Raw genomic sequence first — 20,234 nt, 5'->3', positions numbered from 1 at the left:
GTAAAACAGATGCTTTTAGGAGCTGAAACTATGTCATCTTATTTGAAAGAATACTCGATTAAGTCCCCTTTGTATGGGATTCTTGCCGCAGGCGTGTTACTTTTGGGCGTACTGGCTTATTATAATTGGGTTATTGCCCTTTTGGGGCTATTGGTCCTTGCGGGTTTATTTTATTTAACGTTAACAATGGTCGAAAAAAAGCAACGTAAGACGGAAGAGTATATAACGACTTTATCTTACCGATTAAAAAAGGTCGGCGAGGAAGCGTTATTGGAAATGCCAATTGGAATCATGCTCTTTAATGAAGATTATTACATCGAATGGACCAATCCATTCCTGGCGTCCTGTTTTAGCGAGGATTCATTGGCAGGGAGGTCACTATATGATGTCGCAGATTCGATCGTCCCATTAATCAAGCAAGAAATCGAGACAGAGACACTTACGCTCCATGATCGAAAATTCAAGGTGGTCCATAAGCGTGAGGAAAGACTCCTTTACTTTTTTGATGTGACGGAGCAAGTGGAAATAGAGAAGTTATATGAAGATGAGCGGACGGCAATAGCGATCATCCTCCTTGATAATTATGATGATTTGACACAGGGTATGGATGATCAGCGAAAAAGCAGCATCAATAGCTTGGTCACTTCACTACTTGATAAATGGGCAAGGGATAATGGCGTTTTTTTCAAAAGGGTATCCTCGGAACGATTCATCGCTGTCTTTAATGAACATATCCTGCAGCAATTGGAAAAGGGTAAATTTTCCATTCTGGATGAAATCAGGGAAACGACAGCCAAGCAAAACGTACCACTGACCTTGAGCATAGGTGTCGGCTCTGCCGTATCATCCTTACCTGAACTAGGTTCGCTCGCGCAGTCCAGCTTGGATCTGGCCCTCGGACGGGGCGGTGACCAGGTTGCAATCAAGCAGTCGAATGGAAAAGTGAAATTCTATGGCGGGAAGACGAACCCGATGGAAAAACGCACAAGGGTTCGTGCACGCGTGATTTCCCACGCATTGAAGGATATCGTCCTTGATAGTGATAAGGTCATTGTCATGGGCCATAAAAACCCGGATATGGACGCAATCGGTTCAGCAATCGGCATCTTGAAGGTCGCCCAGATGAATGAACGTGAAGGCTATATTGTCATTAACACCCAACAGCTCGATAGCAGTGTCCTTCGTTTAATGGAAGAAATCAAAAATAAAGAAGACCTGTATGCCCGGTTCATAACTCCTGATGAAGCATTTGAAATGATTACGGATGAGACGTTGCTTGTCGTGGTCGATACGCATAAACCTTCGATGGTGATTGAAGAGCGGTTATTGAATAGGATCGATAAGGTTGTCGTCATTGACCATCATCGCCGGGGTGAAGAGTTCATCAAGAATTCATTGCTCGTCTATATGGAGCCATATGCGTCTTCAACAGCTGAGCTTGTGACGGAGCTGCTTGAATATCAGCCGAAGCGCTCGAAGATAGACATGCTGGAAGCGACCTCGCTTCTTGCCGGCATCATTGTCGATACGAAAAGCTTCACATTGAGAACCGGGTCCCGTACCTTTGATGCTGCTTCTTATTTAAGGGCACATGGAGCCGATACGGTACTCGTCCAGAAATTCCTGAAGGAAGACGTCGATACTTACATTAAACGGTCGAAGCTCATAGAAGAAGTGATCTTTTATAAAAAGGGAATTGCCATCGCTTCGGCAAAATCCGACCAGGTCCACAATCAGGTGCTCATTGCCCAGGCTGCCGACACCCTTTTGACGATGGATGGTGTCGTCGCTTCCTTCGTCATGGCTAAGCGAGTTGATGATAAAGTCGGCATCAGTGCACGTTCCCTTGGGGACATCAATGTCCAGGTGATCATGGAAATGCTGAATGGGGGCGGACACTTAACGAATGCCGCCACTCAGCAGGCATGCTCGATTGAAGAAGCTGAAGGTCGGTTAAAAGCGGCGATAGATGAATATTTAGAAGGGGGACAAAAAGAATGAAAGTCATATTTTTAAAAGACGTTAAAGGTAAAGGGAAAAAAGGGGAAGTTAAAAATGTTGCAGATGGATATGCACATAATTTCCTGATTAAACAAGGATTGGCGGTTGAAGCAAATAATACAAATGTAAAAACGCTGGAAGCGCAGAAGAATAAAGAACAATCACTCGCTGCCGAAGAGCTTCAGCAGGCCGAAGATTTAAAAGTGCAATTGGAGAAATTAACAGTGGAACTATCGGCTAAAGCTGGTGAGGGCGGGCGTCTATTCGGTTCCATCACGACTAAACAAATCGCCGCAGAGCTTCAGAAAAAACATGGCATCAAGCTTGATAAACGTAAAATGGAGCTTGCTGATGGCATCCGTTCTTTAGGTCATACCAAGCTGCCTGTCAGGCTTCATCCTGAAGTCACGGCGACGTTGACTGTGCATGTTAAGGAAATTAACTAATTTTAGCTGTTTCATATCTGTGAAAAATTGATAAAATAGAGTTAGACGAAAAATGTGATAGGGCATGTAGTCCTTTCACTTTTTTCTTTTTGACTAGAAACCTATAAATCACCAAAAAGAAGGTATCCTCTTAGAATGGGAGGTTTTAAGATATGATAGAACAATTTCAAGATAGGATTCCCCCTCAGAATGTGGAAGCGGAACAAGCTGTACTAGGTGCGATTTTTCTTGAGCCGTCATCCCTGACCGTTACATCGGAAGTTTTGATTCCAGAGGATTTCTATAGAAGCTCGCATCAGAAAATCTTCAATGTGATGATTAAATTGAATGACGAAGGTAAAGCTGTCGATTTGATTACGGTGACGGAGGAACTGGCTGCAACTAAGAACCTCGAAGAAGTTGGCGGTGTATCATATTTAAGTGAACTGGCTGGGTCGGTGCCTACCGCTGCCAACGTTGAATATTATGCCCGCATCGTCGAAGAGAAGTCATTGCTTCGCCGGTTGATCAGGACAGCGACCAACATCGCCCAGGAGGGCTACAGTCGCGAGGACGAGGTCGAGGAGCTGCTTGGGGAAGCAGAAAAAACGATCATGGAAGTGGCCCAGCGTAAAAATTCCGGGTCTTTCCAAAATATTAAAGATGTATTGGTTGCGACGTACGATAATATAGAAATTTTGACTAACCGTAAAGGGGATGTCACGGGAATACCGACAGGGTTTGCTGAACTGGATCGAATGACAGCAGGATTCCAACGCAATGACCTCATTATAGTGGGTGCTCGTCCCTCTGTAGGTAAAACGGCATTTGCCTTGAATATCGCTCAAAACGTTGCGACCAAAACGGAAGAGAACGTAGCGATTTTCAGTCTTGAGATGGGTGCGGAGCAGCTCGTGATGCGTATGCTCTGTGCCGAAGGAAACATTAACGCCCAGAACTTACGGACAGGTTCCTTGACCGATGAAGATTGGCGGAAGCTGACGATGGCGATGGGAAGCTTGTCGAATGCCGGAATATATATCGATGATACGCCAGGTGTTAGGATAGGTGAAATTCGTTCAAAATGCCGCCGTTTAAAGCAGGAGCATGGCCTTGGCATGATCTTGATCGATTACTTGCAGTTAATTCAAGGTGATGGCCGTTCAGGCGACAACCGCCAGCAAGAGGTATCCGAGATTTCACGTTCACTCAAAGCACTCGCTCGTGAACTTAAAGTGCCGGTCATCGCTCTTTCCCAGCTATCCCGGGGAGTGGAGCAGCGCCAGGATAAGCGCCCGATGATGTCCGACATTAGGGAATCAGGAAGTATTGAGCAGGATGCTGATATTGTGGCATTCTTGTATCGTGATGATTATTATGATAAAGAATCCGAGAATAAAAACATCATCGAAATCATCATCGCGAAACAGCGTAACGGACCAGTAGGGACGGTTTCGCTTGCCTTCGTAAAAGAGTACAATAAATTCGTTAACCTCGAACGGCGATTCGATGATGATTCGATGTCGCCCGGGGCATAGGGAACAGCCCGCCATAAAAACATGGTGGGTTTTTTTATTCTCAAAAAAGGGGTGCCCTCGAATAATAATAAAAGAATCTGAAGGGAATAATGTGGAGACGAACAAAAACAATCAGGCAGGGAATCCGGGAATGAATACGCTAACCTTATTTTTACGAACAAATTATTTATTAAAATGTGTAATGTTCGGATTTTTTATTGACTTCCGCTTTGGATTATTGATAAAATAGTTTTGTTTGATAAGAACCGGTTATTGATCGGTATTACGGAACCTTTGGAGGTGCTTTATTCAGATGTCATCAGTTGTAGTAGTCGGTACACAATGGGGAGACGAAGGTAAAGGCAAAATAACAGATTTTCTATCCCAGAATGCGGAAGCCATCGCTCGTTACCAAGGTGGTAACAACGCAGGGCATACAATAAAATTTAATGGTGTTACTTATAAACTGCATTTAATTCCGTCAGGGATTTTTTATAGTGATAAAATTTGTGTCATTGGAAATGGTATGGTGGTCGATCCGAAAGCTCTTGTAGAGGAGCTTGCATATTTGCATAGCCACGGAGTGAGCACGGATAATCTTCGCATTTCGAACCGTGCCCACGTCATTCTTCCTTATCATATCAAATTGGATGAAGTCGAAGAAGATCGTAAAGGCGCCAATAAAATTGGAACGACCAAAAAAGGAATCGGCCCTGCGTATATGGACAAGGCTGCCCGTAACGGAATCCGGATGGCGGACCTTTTGGACCGTGAAATTTTCGAGGAAAAGCTATCTCATAACCTTGTCGAAAAAAATCGTATGTTCGAACGTTTTTATGAGACGGAAGGTTTCAAAATCGAAGAAATCTTGGAAGAATACTATGAGTATGGTCAACAAGTGCAAAAATATGTTTGCGATACATCCGTTGTATTGAACGATGCACTTGATGAAGGAAAACGGGTATTATTCGAAGGCGCACAAGGAGTCATGCTTGATATCGATCAAGGAACATATCCATTCGTCACGTCATCCAATCCGGTTGCAGGCGGCGTTACGATCGGTTCTGGCGTAGGTCCTACTAAAATCAACCATGTTGTTGGTGTATGTAAAGCATATACAAGCCGTGTGGGCGATGGTCCTTTCCCGACAGAATTGCATGATGAAATCGGTAATCAAATCCGTGAAGTAGGCCGCGAATACGGCACAACTACTGGCAGACCGCGCCGCGTGGGCTGGTTTGACGCTGTTGTCGTTCGCCATGCACGCCGTGTCAGCGGAATCACCGACCTATCATTGAACTCGATTGACGTGCTATCAGGTCTTGATACGGTCAAAATCTGTGTAGCTTATGAATACAGAGGCGAAGTCATTCACGAGGTGCCAGCGACGCTGAAAGCGACCGGCGAATGCAAGCCAGTTTATGAAGAGCTTCCAGGCTGGTCAGAGGACATCACAGGATGCAAATCATTGGACGAGCTTCCAGATAATGCTCGTCACTATGTTGAGCGCGTATCACAATTAGTGGGCATTCCTTTGACGACTTTCTCTGTAGGTCCTGACCGCAACCAAACAAATATCGTGAGAAGCCCTTGGCGTCTAGCGTAATTTTTCTTGAAAAGGGAGCTGGCTTTTTGGCCGGCTCTTCTTCATGATTACAGGCTGTGGAAATGGAAGGGAAAAAAGAGGGAAATAAAAAATATAAATTTATTTCAAGAAAACTATTGCCTAAACCATATTATTCGTGATATTATCATAAGCGTCGTCACAATAACATGATGAAGAGAAGCACAGAAACATCTCTAAAGTACGAGCCATTAGCTCAGTTGGTAGAGCATCTGACTTTTAATCAGAGGGTCGAAGGTTCGAATCCTTCATGGCTCACCATTTTTTTTCGGCCCATTGGTCAAGCGGTTAAGACACCGCCCTTTCACGGCGGTAACACGGGTTCGAATCCCGTATGGGTCACTTCTTTATTTTATATCTTTACTGGTCCCGTGGTGTAGCGGTTAACATGCCTGCCTGTCACGCAGGAGATCGCGGGTTCGATTCCCGTCGGGACCGCCATTTTTTTCTTTGAAAATGGAATATTTGGCTCAGTAGCTCAGTCGGTAGAGCAAAGGACTGAAAATCCTTGTGTCGGCGGTTCGATTCCGTCCTGAGCCATCTCTATTGAAAAACGCCCTTATCTTAAGGGCGTTTTTTTGCTGTATCATTCTGTATTTTAAATGAATTCTTGTTATTGGTTTGTTAACGATTTGTAACATACCAATTTGAACCAATTCATGTTCTGACCTACTGCCCCCTTGCTGGGCTTGCCTCCACCATGGCTTATGCAAATCATTCCACCTACTTTGCCGCGATATTCATTGGTACTTGTTGTCATCATTTATACAGTTATATTACATTATGAAGTTATTTCTTGTTTTTTTTCTGCTTATGGTAGAGTTATGAGTGGAAAAATATTATGAAATCAGTCATAGGCACGTGTATTTGAATTGGACTAATAAATCTTAATATACATTTGATTAGTTTCTTAATTGGTGACTGAGCCGTTAAGGAGGACCATATATGTTTAGCTTAAAAGGGAAGGGAATCACCCTGCTGTTAGTATCCATCGTTTTACTGCTGGCTGGAAATCGGGTGACGGCTGCAGGGCTCTCGGATACTACAACCATCCACCATGTATATCTTGATGACGAGTTCGTCGGGAGTGTGACCGATGAAGATAAGGTCGAGAAGATCATGGCGGATAAGGTGGAGGAAGCACAGCAAGATTATCCTGATTATACATTCGATAAGGAGTCGCAGCTGACGTTTGTCCCTGAAGAGGTATTTGAAGATGAAGTGAAAGAGGATCAGGCAGTAGAGGGTATTTCCGATCGATTGGAAGTGAAGGCTAAAGCGTATGAAATCGGTATAGATCATCAAGCGGTCGCTTATTTGGCATCAAAGGATGATGCCGAGGAAGTGTTGAAAAAGCTCACCCTACTATATGTTGATGAAGCTGAATACGAAGATTATGAATCAGCTAAAAATGGAGGAGACAAGGCCGGGGAACCATTAAAGGAACCAGGAAGCAGAATCCTCGACATCGAATTTTCGCTTCCGGTTACGATTAAAGAGTCAATGGTCGATCCAGAGGAGATCAAGACGGCAGATAAAACCATTGCCATGCTCGAGGAAGGCAAGGAGAAAAAGGTCGTCTATGAGACTAAAAAAGATGATGACCTGGAATCGATTGCTGCAAGTCATGATATGGACGCTGACCGACTGTTGGAGCTGAACCCTAGTCAGCATGAAGGAGAGGACCTTAAGGAGGGCGAACGTCTCTTTGTGACGGAACTTATGCCTTATGTGAACGTAATGGTAGAAAGGGAAGTATATAAGGAGGAACGCATTCCTTTTGAAAAGAAAGTTCAGGAGGATGATGAATTGCCAAAGGGCGAGGTCATCACTGAACAAGCGGGCAATGATGGAATCGAGGCCTTCACCTATAACATTTCCGAAACGAACGGTAAAAAAATCAGTGAGGCGATCGTGGAAAAAGAAATAACGGAAAAAGCGAAGACGAAAATCACCAAAAAAGGCACGAAGGTCATTCCTTCGCGGGGCAGCGGCACATATGCATGGCCTGCGGACGGGGGCTATATATCCAGTAAGCAGGGGCAGCGATGGGGGAAACTCCATAAGGGGATTGATATCGCGCGTCCTTCCACGAGAACTATCACGGCAGCTGATCATGGAATCATTGAGTCCGCAGGAAACGCCGGAGGGTATGGAAATAAGATAACGATCAACCATAATAATGGATACAAGACAGTCTATGCCCATCTCGATTCGATCGGTGTTAAAGTAGGGCAAAAGATCGAAAAGGGCTCGAAAATCGGCATGATGGGTTCAACAGGGAACTCAACAGGCGTCCATCTCCATTTTGAAGTATACAAAAATGGGACGCTTGTAAATCCGTTGAGCTATATAAGTCAGTAATTGATGAAAGTCTTCGAAAAAAATTCGAAGGCTTCTTCTGCTTCCTACATAGATGAGAATAATAGGAAAAAGGTGATTTAATGCCTATAAAATGATAAAGTATAATAGATACAATTTGCTTTCAACCAGGTGTTCATGCCCTTATAGTGGGTATATATATAGGACTTTTGTTAATCCAGGATGCCAGATTGGTGCAGACAGAAGGAAAAGTGAATAAAGGTCCCGGATAAGGACACGGTTTTTAATAGATTCAGGTTAGTTATGAAAAAGGAGATAAACACATGGATAAGAAAATTTTGGTAGTGGACGACGAAAAGCCAATCGCTGATATATTGCAATTCAATCTTAAAAAAGAAGGCTATGAAGTTTTTTGTGCTTATGATGGAAACGAGGCCCTCAAAATGGTGGAAGAACGTCAGCCTGACTTGATCTTGCTTGATATCATGCTGCCTCAGCGCGATGGCATGGAGGTTTGCAGGGAAGTAAGGAAGAAGTATGAAACGCCGATCATCATGCTGACTGCCAAGGATTCAGAGATTGATAAAGTGTTAGGTTTGGAGCTTGGTGCAGATGACTATGTGACGAAACCATTTAGTACCCGGGAAATAATCGCCCGCGTCAAGGCGAATCTAAGACGTCAGCAAGCTGTGCCTGTCCCTGATCAAGATACTAATGAACCGAAGGAAATTACGATAGGAACGCTCACGATCCACCCGGATGCCTATGTAGTGTCGAAACGGGGCGATACGATCGAGTTAACTCACCGTGAGTTTGAGCTGCTTCATTATTTGGCCAAGCATATCGGTCAGGTCATGACAAGGGAGCACTTATTGCAAACGGTTTGGGGCTATGATTACTTTGGCGATGTACGGACCGTCGATGTAACGGTTAGACGTCTTCGTGAGAAGATTGAAGACAATCCAAGCCATCCTGGCTGGATTGTAACTAGAAGAGGGGTCGGTTATTACCTGCGTAACCCTGAACAGGAGTAGTCCTTATGAAAAAGGTTGGTTTTTTTCGCTCAATTCATTTTAAATTTGTTCTGATTTATGTGTTGCTTATTTTCGTGGCGATGCAAATAATCGGAGTATATTTTGTTGGGGAATTGGAAGAAAATCTTGTTGGGAACTTTACGAAATCGATAAAGGGTCACGTTAACTTGCTTACCTATAGCATAGGTGAAGAAATGGAGCAAGAGAGGGGAGGGGACGATCCGACCCTCGAAGAAGCGATTGATACGATATTGAGAGACAGGGATAATTCATCCAATGATATTTCTGAAGTACGTGTTATCGATACCCGAAGCAGACGGGTGATCGGTACCTCGGACCCCAGCAAAAAGGATATTGTCGGGAAAAAGACAACAGAGGTCCTCATCAAGAATACGCTCATTTATGGGAAAGAAGATAGTGATGTTTTCCGCGATCTTAAAACAGGCAGAAGGCTCTGGGTTCTTTCGACTCCGATTGAAGCGAATGGCGAGGTCATTGGAGCCGTCTATGTCATAGCGGAGATGGAAAATGTGTTCGAGCAGATGGATGAAATAAATAGCATCTTCATGACGGGTACGGCCATTGCCTTGGTCATTACCGCCATCTTGGGGATCCTGCTCGCACGAACGATCACCCGGCCCATGTCTGATATGAGGAAACAGGCCCTGGTAATGGCGAAAGGGAACTTTTCCAGAAAGGTCAGGGTATATGGTGATGACGAAATCGGTCAGCTTGCCGTCACCTTTAATAATTTGACTAAAAAGCTTCAAGAGTCGCAATCGAGCACGGAAGGGGAGCGGCGCAAGCTTTCATCCGTCCTTTCCAACATGACGGACGGCGTGATTTCGACGGACAGGCGCGGTCGGGTGAACTTGATCAACGAACCGGCGGCACAGCTATTGAATATTTCGCGTGAAACCGTCATGAACCAGCCGATCATTGAGGTATTGGGTCTTGAAGAAGAATATAAATTTGATGATTTACTGGAAGAACGTGAATCCGTCATCCTTGATTACAGCAAAAAGAACCGCCCGTTCATTTTGAGGGCGAACTTTTCGGTTATTCAAAAGGAAACGGGATTCGTGAATGGTTTGATAACGGTTCTGCATGACATAACCGAGCAGGAAAAAATCGAGAGTGAACGCAGGGAATTCGTGGCCAATGTTTCTCATGAGCTGCGGACCCCGCTTACGACCATGAGGAGTTACCTGGAGGCATTGGCTGAAGGGGCATGGAAGGACGAGGAAATCGCTCCATCGTTTTTAAGTGTTACTCAAAATGAAACGGAGCGAATGATCAGGCTCGTCAATGATTTGCTGCAGCTATCGAAAATGGACAGCAAGGATTACAGGCTTAAAACGGGCTGGGTGAATTTCAACAAATTCTATGACCACATCATCGATCGATTTGAAATGACGAAAAATGATGATATCACGTTCAAGCGTGATCTGCCTAAAGAGGCTTATTTCGTCGATATCGATGAGGATAAGATTACCCAGGTTCTTTATAATGTAATCTCGAACTCGTTGAAGTACTCGCCTGAAGGGGGTCAAGTGACCTTCCGTGCCAAGGCTACCGATGGCTTCATCGTTGTAAGCATTACAGATCAAGGCGTGGGAATCCCGAAAAACGTCATTGATAAAATATTCGACCGATTTTACCGTGTCGATAAAGCGAGGGCGCGGAATTTAGGGGGAACCGGTCTTGGTTTAGCGATTGCAAAAGAAATGGTCGTGGCGCATGGCGGGAAAATTTGGGCGGAAAGTGTGGATGGAAAAGGAACTACGGTATTCTTTACACTTCCTTACGAACAGGAAGAAGAGGATGATTGGTCATGAATTTAGAACGTGCAAAAAGCATTATACTGACTATTTTGGTGGGGACGAGCATTTTCTTGACCTGGAGCATTTGGACGTACGAGCCTGAATATGATCAATTGAGTCAATCGTCGGATTATATAAAGATAAAAAGCGATGTGGAGATCGTCAGTGATGTCATTAAACCGGTCAGTATCCTTTTTCACGGTAATGGGCAGCATTTCCAGACCTCAGACCCAATTGAAATAGGCAGGATGGAGAAGGAATATTCGCAATGGAGTTTTAGCGGTATCAGAGAGATCTCGGTAAAGAGGCTACAAAGGAAATTCGATGATTTTGTCCATGAAGACGGATCGGTTGAAATTCAATTTTCCGATGATGTTCCTATATCCATCTATAAAACGTTATTGAATATCACCGATAAGGAAGTGCCTTCCTTTTCTTTTGACCGGATTATCATAAAACAAAGGGAAATCGGTGAAAATGATTCCGCCGTTTATTTTGTTTCATATGGTCAAGAGAAAATCTATCAGGGTATGGTCGATTCCAATAAAGTAGAAGATTTCATGGATAAGTTTTATACGGGTTCTTACAATGAGCACCCCGAATACACGGCAGAAGTGATAAACAGCAAAAAGACGCTGTTCGTACCAGAAAACCCGGTGGAGATTAAAAGCTTTCAGTATTATATCGATAATTTGGATATAGGAAAACTGAAGAATGCATTATTTAATTTTCCTAAGTATGTGCGCCAGGAATCGGTTTCGGTCGGCGATGAATATACGGATGGAACAAGGCTGATGACGATTAATAAAGAAAATTACCTGATTTCTTATATCAATCCGGGACAAAAGGACAAGTCATTCGGAAGTTCGAGTGATCTTCTGCAAAAAAGCATAGATTTCATCAATGATCATGCTGGCTGGGAAGATAATAACTATCGCTACGCCTATATGTCGGAGAGTGAGCAACGGGTCGTGTTCCGGTTGTTCGTAAACGGGTATCCTGCCTTCAATGAATATGGAATGACTGAAATCGAACAAATCTGGGGTAAGGAAGAGATTTATAGCTATGAACGTCCATACTTCTCACTTGCTTCGGTTCTCCCATCAGAAGGTGCTCTTAAGACGTTAGCAAGCGGCAGGGAAGTATTGGATCAGTTGAAATCGAAAGATAATATCGATTTCAAGAAAGTGGAGGACATTTCTATCGGGTATAGATTGGATAAATCCCTTGATTCCAAGCTTGTCACCTTGGTTACCCTTGAACCGACATGGTATTATCGCATCGGCAATAAATGGTTCATTGTGCCTTTTGAAGGAGATACGGGAGGCGATCAAAGTGGATTGGAATAATACAAAGTCGATATTCATCATGGTGTTCTTCGTTTTGAATATTTTTCTTCTTTATCAATTCCTTGAAAAAATCAATGACTACCAATATGAGAATTTCGCGGAGTCCTCAACGGAGGAGCTATTGAAGGAAGATGATATCTCGATAGAAGTCCCTCTTCCGAAACAAAAGCTGAAGGACCAATTCCTGACTGCGAAAAGCAAGACGTTCGAGAAGAAAGATATACAGTACTTGAAAAATCAAAAAGCCAAGATCATAGATGATAAGAAGCTGGTGGGCACATTCAAGACGCCAGTGAGCATGAAGGCGGACATTCATGAGGCAGACCTGGATATATTCCTGAAGGATTATATATTAAAGGGCAGTGAGTACCGTTTTTGGAGTTATGATAAGATCACCCAGACGATCATTTGCTATCAGGTGGCAGATAGTAAGATGTTTTTTAATAATAGTAAAGGGAAGGTCACTTTATATTTGAATAAAAAAGGTGAAGTCGTGTCCTATGAGCAGATGTATTTAGAGGATATTGAAAAATTCAATAAACCTAAGGAATTGGTAACTCCCATGAAAGCCATTAGAGCTTTATATGATAATCGTGATATTGTGCCAAAAAGCAAAGTCACGAATGTTAAACTGGGTTTTTATAATTCGCTGCAGACGACATCGATGTCCCATTTGCTAGTGCCGACTTGGTGGGTGGTCCTTGATAACGAAACGGATCTCTTCGTGAACGCTTTTGATGGAGAGGTCATTGAATTAAATACTGAAGAAAAAATACTGGAGTGAGTATAGATGACTATGCATTTTAGTGTTCTCGCCAGCGGGAGTACAGGAAATGCCTTTTTCGTGGAAACGGAGGATCAATCCTTCCTTGTCGATGCCGGATTAAGCGGCAAGGCCATGGAAGCATTATTCCAGGATATTGGCCGCGATATGTCGAAATTATCCGGAATCCTTGTTACCCACGAACATAGCGACCACATTAAAGGACTGGGCGTGGTCGCCAGAAAACATAAGCTTCCGATATATGCGAACGCAAAGACATGGAATGCCATGGAACGCTCGATCGGCGAAATTGCTAACGAGCAAAAATTCACATTTGAAATGGAGCAAGTCAAAACGTTCGGCAGTCTTGATATCGAGTCATTTGGTGTTTCACATGATGCTGCCGAGCCGATGTTTTATGTCTTTCATCATGGAGACAAGAAGCTTGTGGTCATCACTGATACAGGTTATGTAAGCGATCGGATGAAAGGGATCATATCGAATGCCGATGCCTATGTTTTTGAAAGCAACCATGATGTTTCGATGCTGAGGATGGGTAAATACCCATGGAGCATCAAGCGCCGTATCTTGAGTGATGTTGGACATGTCTGCAATGAAGATGCCGCTCTTGCTATGAGTGAAGTGGCCGGTGATAAGACGAAACGTATTTACCTGGCCCACTTAAGCCTTGATAACAATATGAAGGATTTAGCTAGAATGTCGGTGGAACAGACCTTGAAGACAAAGGGGATAATCGTTGGGGAGCAATTTTCCTTATACGATACTGACCCGAAAAGACCAACGGAGCTCGTTACGTTGTAAAGAAAAGGGATGGATAAGGGAAACCTTGTCCATTCTTTTTTTATTGCTGAAAATCCCCTTCCGAAAGTTACTAATTGGTTTAATTGGGGTATCGTTTGGTTACAACTGTATACATATAGGAAAAACGGCTGACCTAAGTCCAATAATCTCCCTCTTGAAATATTGGATGCATTTTTTTAGAAAAAATTCGGTAATTGAGTATAATTGAGGGAGGATACCAAACAATAGAATGGCTATTATTCATTTCCTAAAATGAGAGGATGATGCGGTCTTGGGTTATTATGATGATCATGATGAGAACCGAAATAAACGAAAAAAGGGCCATGCAAGCTATTTTCTAACAGGCTTGGGAGGCGCCATCATTGGTGCTTTACTTATTTTATTGGTTTTTCCGGGAGGTGGCATACTTAATAACGGAAGTGATGGAACTACAACGCAGAAATCAACAAGTAATCAGCCGATGAAGCAAGCGCAGCAAAGCCTTGCTGTCGATGTAACAAGTGCCGTCACCAATGCCGTCGATAAGGCAAGTGACGCAGTGGTCGGCATCACCAACATCCAGGAAACGAACTTCTGGGGCCAAGGGAGCAATGCTGAGGACAGTTCGGCTGAAGCTGGCACAGGCTCAGGCGTCGTCTATAAAAAGGATGACGGCAAGGCCTATATTGTTACGAATAATCATGTTATTGAAGGCGCCAATGAGCTGGAAGTGACATTAAGTGACGGTACTAAATTGCCTGCAAAGCTGCAAGGAAGCGACCCGTGGACAGATTTAGCGGTCATAGTCGTGGACGGTAATAAAATCAAGACAATTGCAGAGTTCGGAAAATCCGAAAAATTGAAGCCAGGTGAGCCAGTGATTGCCATTGGTAACCCTCTAGGCCTCCAATTCTCAGGTTCAATCACACAAGGAATCATCTCCGGCCTGGAGCGTACGATAGAGGTCGATATCAATGAGGACGGACAAGTGGATTGGAATGCGGAAGTCATCCAGACGGATGCGGCCATTAACCCAGGCAACAGCGGCGGGGCACTCGTAAATATGTCAGGACAGGTAATCGGAATAAATTCGATGAAGATTGCAGAAAATGCAGTCGAAGGGATCGGACTTTCCATCCCGATCGATTCGGTCATTCCAATTATCAATGACATAGAGGAATTCGGTGAAGTGAAGCGCGCATTCCTGGGTGTGAATTTGGCATCCGTAGAAGAAATTTCCCAATATCATCAGCAAAATACGTTAAAATTGCCGAAGAAAGTTACTTCAGGAGTTGCGATAACAGGGGTTCAAAGCAATTCTCCAGCATCAAAGGCAGGCTTGAAGGAGTTTGACGTCATCGTCGGAATGGATAAGGAAGAAATCCATGACGTCGTGGAACTAAGAAAATACCTTTATAATGACAAGAAAATCGGCGATAAAGTCAAAATCATTTATTACCGTGATGGAAAGAAAGAATCGACTGAAGTCACACTTTCAAACAGCGAAATTTAAAACGCAGGAGGACAGGGGGCACTATTGCTTCCTGTTCTTTATATTCTCTTGCGCTTTTTTTATTTTTTGTTACGATTACCTGTGGATATATGTCGAAGTCAGAGCTGCCGCGTATGTTGTGGATAATTGATTTTTGTAGGATGGGAAGGAAAGGTGAAGAATCGATGGAATTATATTGCTGTCAGGAGCACGTGGAAATGGCGTTGGATGAAGTGGTATACGAGTGTGAAACGTATCCGGTTTTAACGCAAGTTTCCGAGGAAAAACAGTTATCAACAACCTGTGAATATTGTCGAAACGTGGCAATATATCTAGTAGGGAACTAATATTCCCATACAAGATGTGGATAGAAAATGTGGATATGTGGATAACTTTTGTGGATAACATGTTTGTAACCTGTTCTTAACATTTATGCTGGCTTCATTTCATGAAGGCTGGGGATAAGAATAGGTGCAAGTATCCGCAGAAATACCTTCGGAAAATGCACATTAGGGTTGCCGCTGCGCTTTTATGTCAGCGGTTTTTTTGATGCTGCCAGATGCGATGGGGACACCCTTGTAATTGGAAGTGATTTGCTTGTTTTGCTTATAGGCATCTGTAAGGTATGATAATAGGTAGGCAAATCCTACAACTGATACTAAAACATAAGGAAAGTTAGAGGATATATATGAAAATAACGATTATGACGGTAGGTAAGCTAAAAGAAAAATACTTAAAGCAAGGAATTGCCGAGTACGCAAAAAGGTTAGGCGCCTATGCTACTATAGAACTTGTTGAAGTACCTGATGAAAAAGCACCCGAGAACCTGAGTGCAGCGGATATGGAGATCGTAAAGCAAAAAGAGGGTGAACGTATCCTGGCTAAAATCAGCCCTGACACCTACGTCATTACGCTTGAGATCAATGGAAAGCAGCTTACGTCCGAGCAGCTTGCCGCTCATATTGACCAGTTGGCCACCTATGGGAAAAGCAAGCTGGTTTTTATCATTGGAGGGTCGCTCGGGCTTAGCACCGAGGTGACTTCAAGAAGTGATTATGCACTTTCCTTCTCTAAAATGACCTTTCCGCATCAATTGATGAAATTGATTTTATTGGAGCAAATATATCGGGCCTTTCGGATAAATAGAAATGAACCCTATCATAAATGAATGGGTGGTTTTAAGGAATGACTTGTAAGTCTAAAGGAGTTAAACGACTAAATCTTAATGTAATGAAAAGAGGGTAACGAATGAAGAAAGATTCCATCTATGGTTTAACATTCGAACAATTGACAGCATGGTTATTGGATCATGGACATAGGAAATTCAGGGCACAGCAGGTCTGGGAGTGGCTATACCGGACACGTGTGACGAGTTTTTCTGAAATGACGGATGTTAATCAAGACTGTATCCAATTGCTGGAGGAGCATTTTTCGATCCAGACCTTGACTGTTCACGTTAAGCAGGAGGCAGCTGACGGCACGATTAAATTCCTGTTTAAATTGCAGGATGGGAACCTTATCGAAACCGTTATGATGAGACATAAATATGGGATATCCGTGTGTGTCACCACACAGGTTGGCTGCAACATCGGGTGCAGTTTCTGTGCCAGTGGGCTATTGGCGAAAAGCCGTGATTTATCCAGCGGGGAAATAGTGGAGCAAATCATGAACGTTCAACTGCATTTGGATACACTGGAGCAAAAGGATCTCGTCAGCCATGTAGTGGTGATGGGGATTGGCGAGCCGTTTGATAACTTTGAAAACATGAGTGACTTTTTGAAGGTGCTCATGGATCATAAGGGTCTTGCCATCGCTGGCAGGCGCATTACCGTTTCGACGAGCGGCCTTGCCAATAAGATTTATGAATTCACCGATATGCAATTACAGGTGAATCTGGCAATCTCCCTGCATGCACCTAATAACGAACTTAGGACGCGAATCATGAAAATCAACAGAGCGATCCCAATCGAAAAATTAATGAAATCACTTGATTATTATTTGGAAAAAACGAATCGGAGAATTACCATCGAATATATCCTTTTGAAGGATGTCAATGATCATAAAGAAGAAGCCGAGCAGCTTGCCAATCTTCTGGATGATAAAAAACACCGCCTTTATGTCAACCTGATTCCATATAACCCTGTGGATGAGCATAGCCAATACCAAAGAAGTGAAAAAGCGTCCGTTTTAGCGTTCTATGATACGTTGAAAAAGAGGGGCGTCAACTGTAAGATCCGCCAAGAGCACGGGACGGATATTGATGCAGCCTGCGGACAGCTGCGGAGCAAGCAAATCAAGAAAGCCGAAGCGCAATGATTATTTAGCAATAGAAGAAAAAGAGGCTGCTTCATTAGCGGCCTCTTTACCATATGTCATCTTGCTATTTCCTTTACCGAGGCAACTTCATACGTAGTAAGCTCGCTGCCTATGATCGGCGATTCTTTTTTAGCGGAATCGGAACTTGGTTCTGGCCGTTTATGTGCCGCTTTAAATGCATCACTATTTCTCCAAGCAGTAAAATTATCGAGATTTTCCCAATACATATTGACGCTCAGTTCATCATGATCCGTCAAATTCTGGGTCAATAATACTTCCATCTTCACAAAACCCTCCATCGTATCAAGTGGACCTGGGGCAGTGAACCCTGGAGCCATACCTGCTCCCATTCCTTTTTTGACTCTGATTCTATTCGTCACGATTACCATAAATCAGCTCTCCTTTTTGGATATCCGTCTTTATGCTACATTTTTATATCATACTTATTTTAGCATGTTAAAAAGCAGCCGGTCCATTTTGGTTCATCAATATCATCCAGTTTGAAGGATTCGTTATTTTGAAATAAGACTAGGGAAAATGATTATTGCGCCGTTTATCGTTCCATATCGCGTATAATAGTAATTTGAATAAGGAAATTACGATCATGGAAACAATAAAGCATGATACTAAACAATAAATGAGGCTGTCATATGAATGAATTGAGTTTTTCTGATTATACATTAAGTGATGAAATCGTAAGAGCATTGGAGAGCTTGGGATATCAAAGTCCGACAGAAGTGCAGCGTGAGGTGATCCCAGTCGCATTGAAAGGGCAGGATCTTGTCGTGAAATCGCAAACGGGAAGTGGCAAGACCGCTTCTTTCGGTATCCCGATATGTGAAATGGTCGATTGGGGGGAAAATAAGCCACAGGCCCTCATTTTAACGCCGACACGAGAGCTTGCTGTGCAGGTAAAAGAGGATATCACCAATATTGGAAGGTTTAAACGGATCAAGGCAACTGCAGTTTATGGAAAACATCCATTTGCCATGCAGAAAGCGGAGCTGAAGCAAAAAAGCCATGTCGTCGTGGGAACCCCGGGCCGTGTTCTAGATCATATCGAGAAAGGTACATTCGCCCTGGAGCGCCTTACACATTTGGTTATTGATGAAGCGGATGAAATGCTTAATATGGGCTTCATCGAGCAAGTGGAGGCCATCATTAAAGAGCTCCCGAAAGAGAGAGTAACGATGCTGTTTTCAGCTACGTTGCCTGAGAGTATAAAGAAGCTGTGCAAGCAATATATGAAAGATCCCCTGGATATAGAAATCAAAGCGAAGGGTTTAACGACGGACAAGATCGAGCATGCGCTTATTGAAGTGAAAGAGGATGACAAGTTCTCCCTGCTCAAAGACATCACAATAACCGAAAACCCAGATAGCTGCATCATTTTTTGCCGGACGAAAGACCGAGTGGATCAAGTATGTGAACAGCTGGTAGAGCTTGATTATCCTTGTGATATGATACATGGCGGCATGCTTCAGGAGGATCGCCTTGCAGTGATGAATGAATTCAGAAGGGGCGAATTCCGCTACTTGGTGGCTACGGATGTTGCCGCACGCGGAATCGATATTGATAATATCACCCATGTCATTAACTATGACCTGCCAATGGAGAAGGAAAGCTATGTGCATCGGACGGGAAGAACGGGCCGTGCTGGTCAAAAAGGCAAAGCCATCACATTCGTGACACCGTATGAGGACAAATTCCTGACCGAGATCCAAGAGTATATCGGCTTTGAAATCGAAAAGAGGGCGGTGCCTTCAAAAGAAGAGGTATCAGCCAACAGAACGGACTTCGAGGCGAAGCTTGAAGCTCGTCCAAAGATAAAAAAAGATAAAAGTGAAAAAATGAACAAACAAATCATGAAGCTGTACTTCAATGGTGGGAAGAAAAAGAAAATCAGGGCTGTTGATTTCGTCGGCACCATTGCCAAGATTGATGGAGTGAACGCAGAGGATATCGGGATCATTACAATACAAGATAATGTTTCTTACGTGGAAATCTTGAACGAAAAGGGTCCACTCGTCTTGAAAGTGATGAAAAACACGAAAGTTAAAGGCAAGCTCTTGAAGGTTTCAGAAGCCTTCAAAAACTAAATTTGTTGAATGAAAAGAAGCGGGAAGGCTAAAAAAATTGGCCTTCCCGCTTCTTTTTTCATGTTTTATTTACATCCCTAGTGATAAAAAGATTAGGGTTCAACCTATCCGGGCAAGATTTGACCAAACTGGGAGAAGAATCGTCCCAATCTGGGTAAAAAACGACCTAATCCGAGGCTAACTCGTCCTAACAGGAGATAATTCGACCCAATACGGAGATAAATCGTCCTAACAGGAGATAATTCGACCCAATGTGGGTTAAATCGTCCTAACAGGAGATAAATCGACCCAATCCGAGGCTAAATCGTCCTAACAGGAGATAAATCGACCCAATGCGGAGATAAATCGTTCTAACAGGAGATAAATCGACCCAATGTGGGTTAAATCGTCCTAACAGGAGATAAATCGACCCAATGCGAGGCTAAATCGTCCTAACAGGGTAAAAATCGACTCAATGCGGGGATAAATCGTCCTAACAGGAGATAATTCGACCCAATCCGGTACTAATTCGACCTGCGCCAAATTGACCTGACGTCACTCTGATAATTTTTTTGAATTCTGTTTATCCCTCAAAATAGAGTGGTATATGAGGAAGGATAACGCAATTATTTCCAATAATAAAAATATATACGGCACTAATCAACCTTAATTTTTTTGACTTGGAGGGG

Annotated in this window: 16 protein-coding genes and 4 tRNA genes; 19 read left to right on the top strand and 1 reads right to left on the bottom strand. The window is 43.3% G+C overall.

The genetic code is table 11. The annotated features are described in order from the left end of the window. The first annotated feature begins 30 nt into the window (after positions 1-30). The 18 genes from ABE28_RS23710 (at position 31) to rlmN (ending at position 17,467) form a co-directional block, all read left to right on the top strand. Positions 31-2,001 (top strand): DHH family phosphoesterase, encoded by a 1,971-nt coding sequence (locus tag ABE28_RS23710; RefSeq protein WP_064466964.1) that lies wholly within the window; start codon positions 31-33, stop codon positions 1,999-2,001. Further along, positions 1,998-2,447, top strand: coding sequence for a 50S ribosomal protein L9 (gene rplI / locus ABE28_RS23705; protein ID WP_064466965.1), 450 nt, complete (start codon positions 1,998-2,000; stop codon positions 2,445-2,447). The genes ABE28_RS23710 and rplI overlap by 4 nt, the downstream gene beginning before the upstream one ends. 152 nt (positions 2,448-2,599) lie before the next feature. Continuing rightward, the gene (gene dnaB / locus ABE28_RS23700; RefSeq protein WP_064466966.1) at positions 2,600-3,964 is read left to right on the top strand and encodes a replicative DNA helicase; all 1,365 of its coding nucleotides are present in this window, start codon (positions 2,600-2,602) and stop codon (positions 3,962-3,964) included. 292 nt (positions 3,965-4,256) lie between these two features. Beyond that, a complete protein-coding gene (locus ABE28_RS23695) occupies positions 4,257-5,549 on the top strand; it encodes an adenylosuccinate synthase (RefSeq protein WP_064466967.1) in 1,293 nt (430 codons plus the stop codon). Positions 5,550-5,752: 203 nt separating this feature from the next. Then, positions 5,753-5,828: transfer RNA gene (locus ABE28_RS23690), tRNA-Lys, on the top strand. Between the two features lie 9 nt (positions 5,829-5,837). Then, positions 5,838-5,909: transfer RNA gene (locus ABE28_RS23685), tRNA-Glu, on the top strand. Positions 5,910-5,932: 23 nt separating this feature from the next. Then, positions 5,933-6,008 (top strand) — tRNA-Asp (locus tag ABE28_RS23680). 26 nt (positions 6,009-6,034) lie between these two features. Beyond that, a tRNA-Phe gene (locus ABE28_RS23675) sits at positions 6,035-6,107 on the top strand. Between the two features lie 405 nt (positions 6,108-6,512). Beyond that, the gene (locus ABE28_RS23670; protein WP_064466968.1) at positions 6,513-7,931 is read left to right on the top strand and encodes a peptidoglycan DD-metalloendopeptidase family protein; all 1,419 of its coding nucleotides are present in this window, start codon (positions 6,513-6,515) and stop codon (positions 7,929-7,931) included. Between the two features lie 281 nt (positions 7,932-8,212). Beyond that, positions 8,213-8,923: a response regulator YycF gene (gene yycF, locus ABE28_RS23665; protein WP_064466969.1), complete on the top strand. Its 711-nt coding sequence runs from the start codon at positions 8,213-8,215 to the stop codon at positions 8,921-8,923. A 5-nt stretch (positions 8,924-8,928) separates the two neighbouring features. Beyond that, the gene (gene walK / locus ABE28_RS23660) at positions 8,929-10,761 is read left to right on the top strand and encodes a cell wall metabolism sensor histidine kinase WalK (RefSeq protein WP_064466970.1); all 1,833 of its coding nucleotides are present in this window, start codon (positions 8,929-8,931) and stop codon (positions 10,759-10,761) included. Further along, a complete protein-coding gene (locus ABE28_RS23655; RefSeq protein WP_064466971.1) occupies positions 10,758-12,095 on the top strand; it encodes a YycH family regulatory protein in 1,338 nt (445 codons plus the stop codon). The genes walK and ABE28_RS23655 overlap by 4 nt, the downstream gene beginning before the upstream one ends. Continuing rightward, complete coding sequence (locus ABE28_RS23650; protein ID WP_064466972.1) at positions 12,082-12,879, top strand: two-component system regulatory protein YycI; 798 nt, start codon at positions 12,082-12,084, stop codon at positions 12,877-12,879. The genes ABE28_RS23655 and ABE28_RS23650 overlap by 14 nt, the downstream gene beginning before the upstream one ends. A 6-nt stretch (positions 12,880-12,885) precedes the next feature. Then, positions 12,886-13,680 (top strand): MBL fold metallo-hydrolase, encoded by a 795-nt coding sequence (locus ABE28_RS23645; RefSeq protein ID WP_064466973.1) that lies wholly within the window; start codon positions 12,886-12,888, stop codon positions 13,678-13,680. Between the two features lie 271 nt (positions 13,681-13,951). Continuing rightward, positions 13,952-15,172 carry a S1C family serine protease gene (locus tag ABE28_RS23640; protein WP_064466974.1) on the top strand — a complete coding sequence of 407 codons (1,221 nt, stop codon included), beginning with the start codon at positions 13,952-13,954 and terminating at the stop codon, positions 15,170-15,172. 89 nt (positions 15,173-15,261) lie between these two features. Beyond that, the gene (locus ABE28_RS24755) at positions 15,262-15,498 is read left to right on the top strand and encodes a CxxH/CxxC protein (RefSeq protein WP_306807319.1); all 237 of its coding nucleotides are present in this window, start codon (positions 15,262-15,264) and stop codon (positions 15,496-15,498) included. Positions 15,499-15,839: 341 nt separating this feature from the next. Next, complete coding sequence (rlmH, locus tag ABE28_RS23635) at positions 15,840-16,319, top strand: 23S rRNA (pseudouridine(1915)-N(3))-methyltransferase RlmH (protein ID WP_064466975.1); 480 nt, start codon at positions 15,840-15,842, stop codon at positions 16,317-16,319. A gap of 80 nt (positions 16,320-16,399) precedes the next feature. Beyond that, positions 16,400-17,467, top strand: a complete 1,068-nt coding sequence (rlmN, locus tag ABE28_RS23630) for a dual-specificity RNA methyltransferase RlmN (RefSeq protein ID WP_064466976.1) — start codon at positions 16,400-16,402, stop codon at positions 17,465-17,467. Positions 17,468-17,523: 56 nt separating this feature from the next. On the opposite strand, the gene ABE28_RS23625 is transcribed toward rlmN, so the two are convergent. Next, a complete protein-coding gene (locus tag ABE28_RS23625; protein ID WP_064466977.1) occupies positions 17,524-17,856 on the bottom strand; it encodes a heme oxygenase in 333 nt (110 codons plus the stop codon). 261 nt (positions 17,857-18,117) lie between these two features. Here ABE28_RS23625 and ABE28_RS23620 point away from each other — a divergent pair, with 261 nt between their 5' ends. Next, positions 18,118-19,566 (top strand): DEAD/DEAH box helicase, encoded by a 1,449-nt coding sequence (locus tag ABE28_RS23620; RefSeq protein ID WP_064466978.1) that lies wholly within the window; start codon positions 18,118-18,120, stop codon positions 19,564-19,566. Positions 19,567-20,234: the final 668 nt, after the last annotated feature.

It is taken from the genome of Peribacillus muralis, from assembly GCF_001645685.2.
Taxonomy (GTDB): Bacteria; Bacillota; Bacilli; order Bacillales; family DSM-1321; genus Peribacillus; species Peribacillus muralis_A.
The sequence above is the reverse complement of the archived record's forward strand: the minus strand, read 5'-3'. Positions and strand labels throughout refer to the sequence as shown.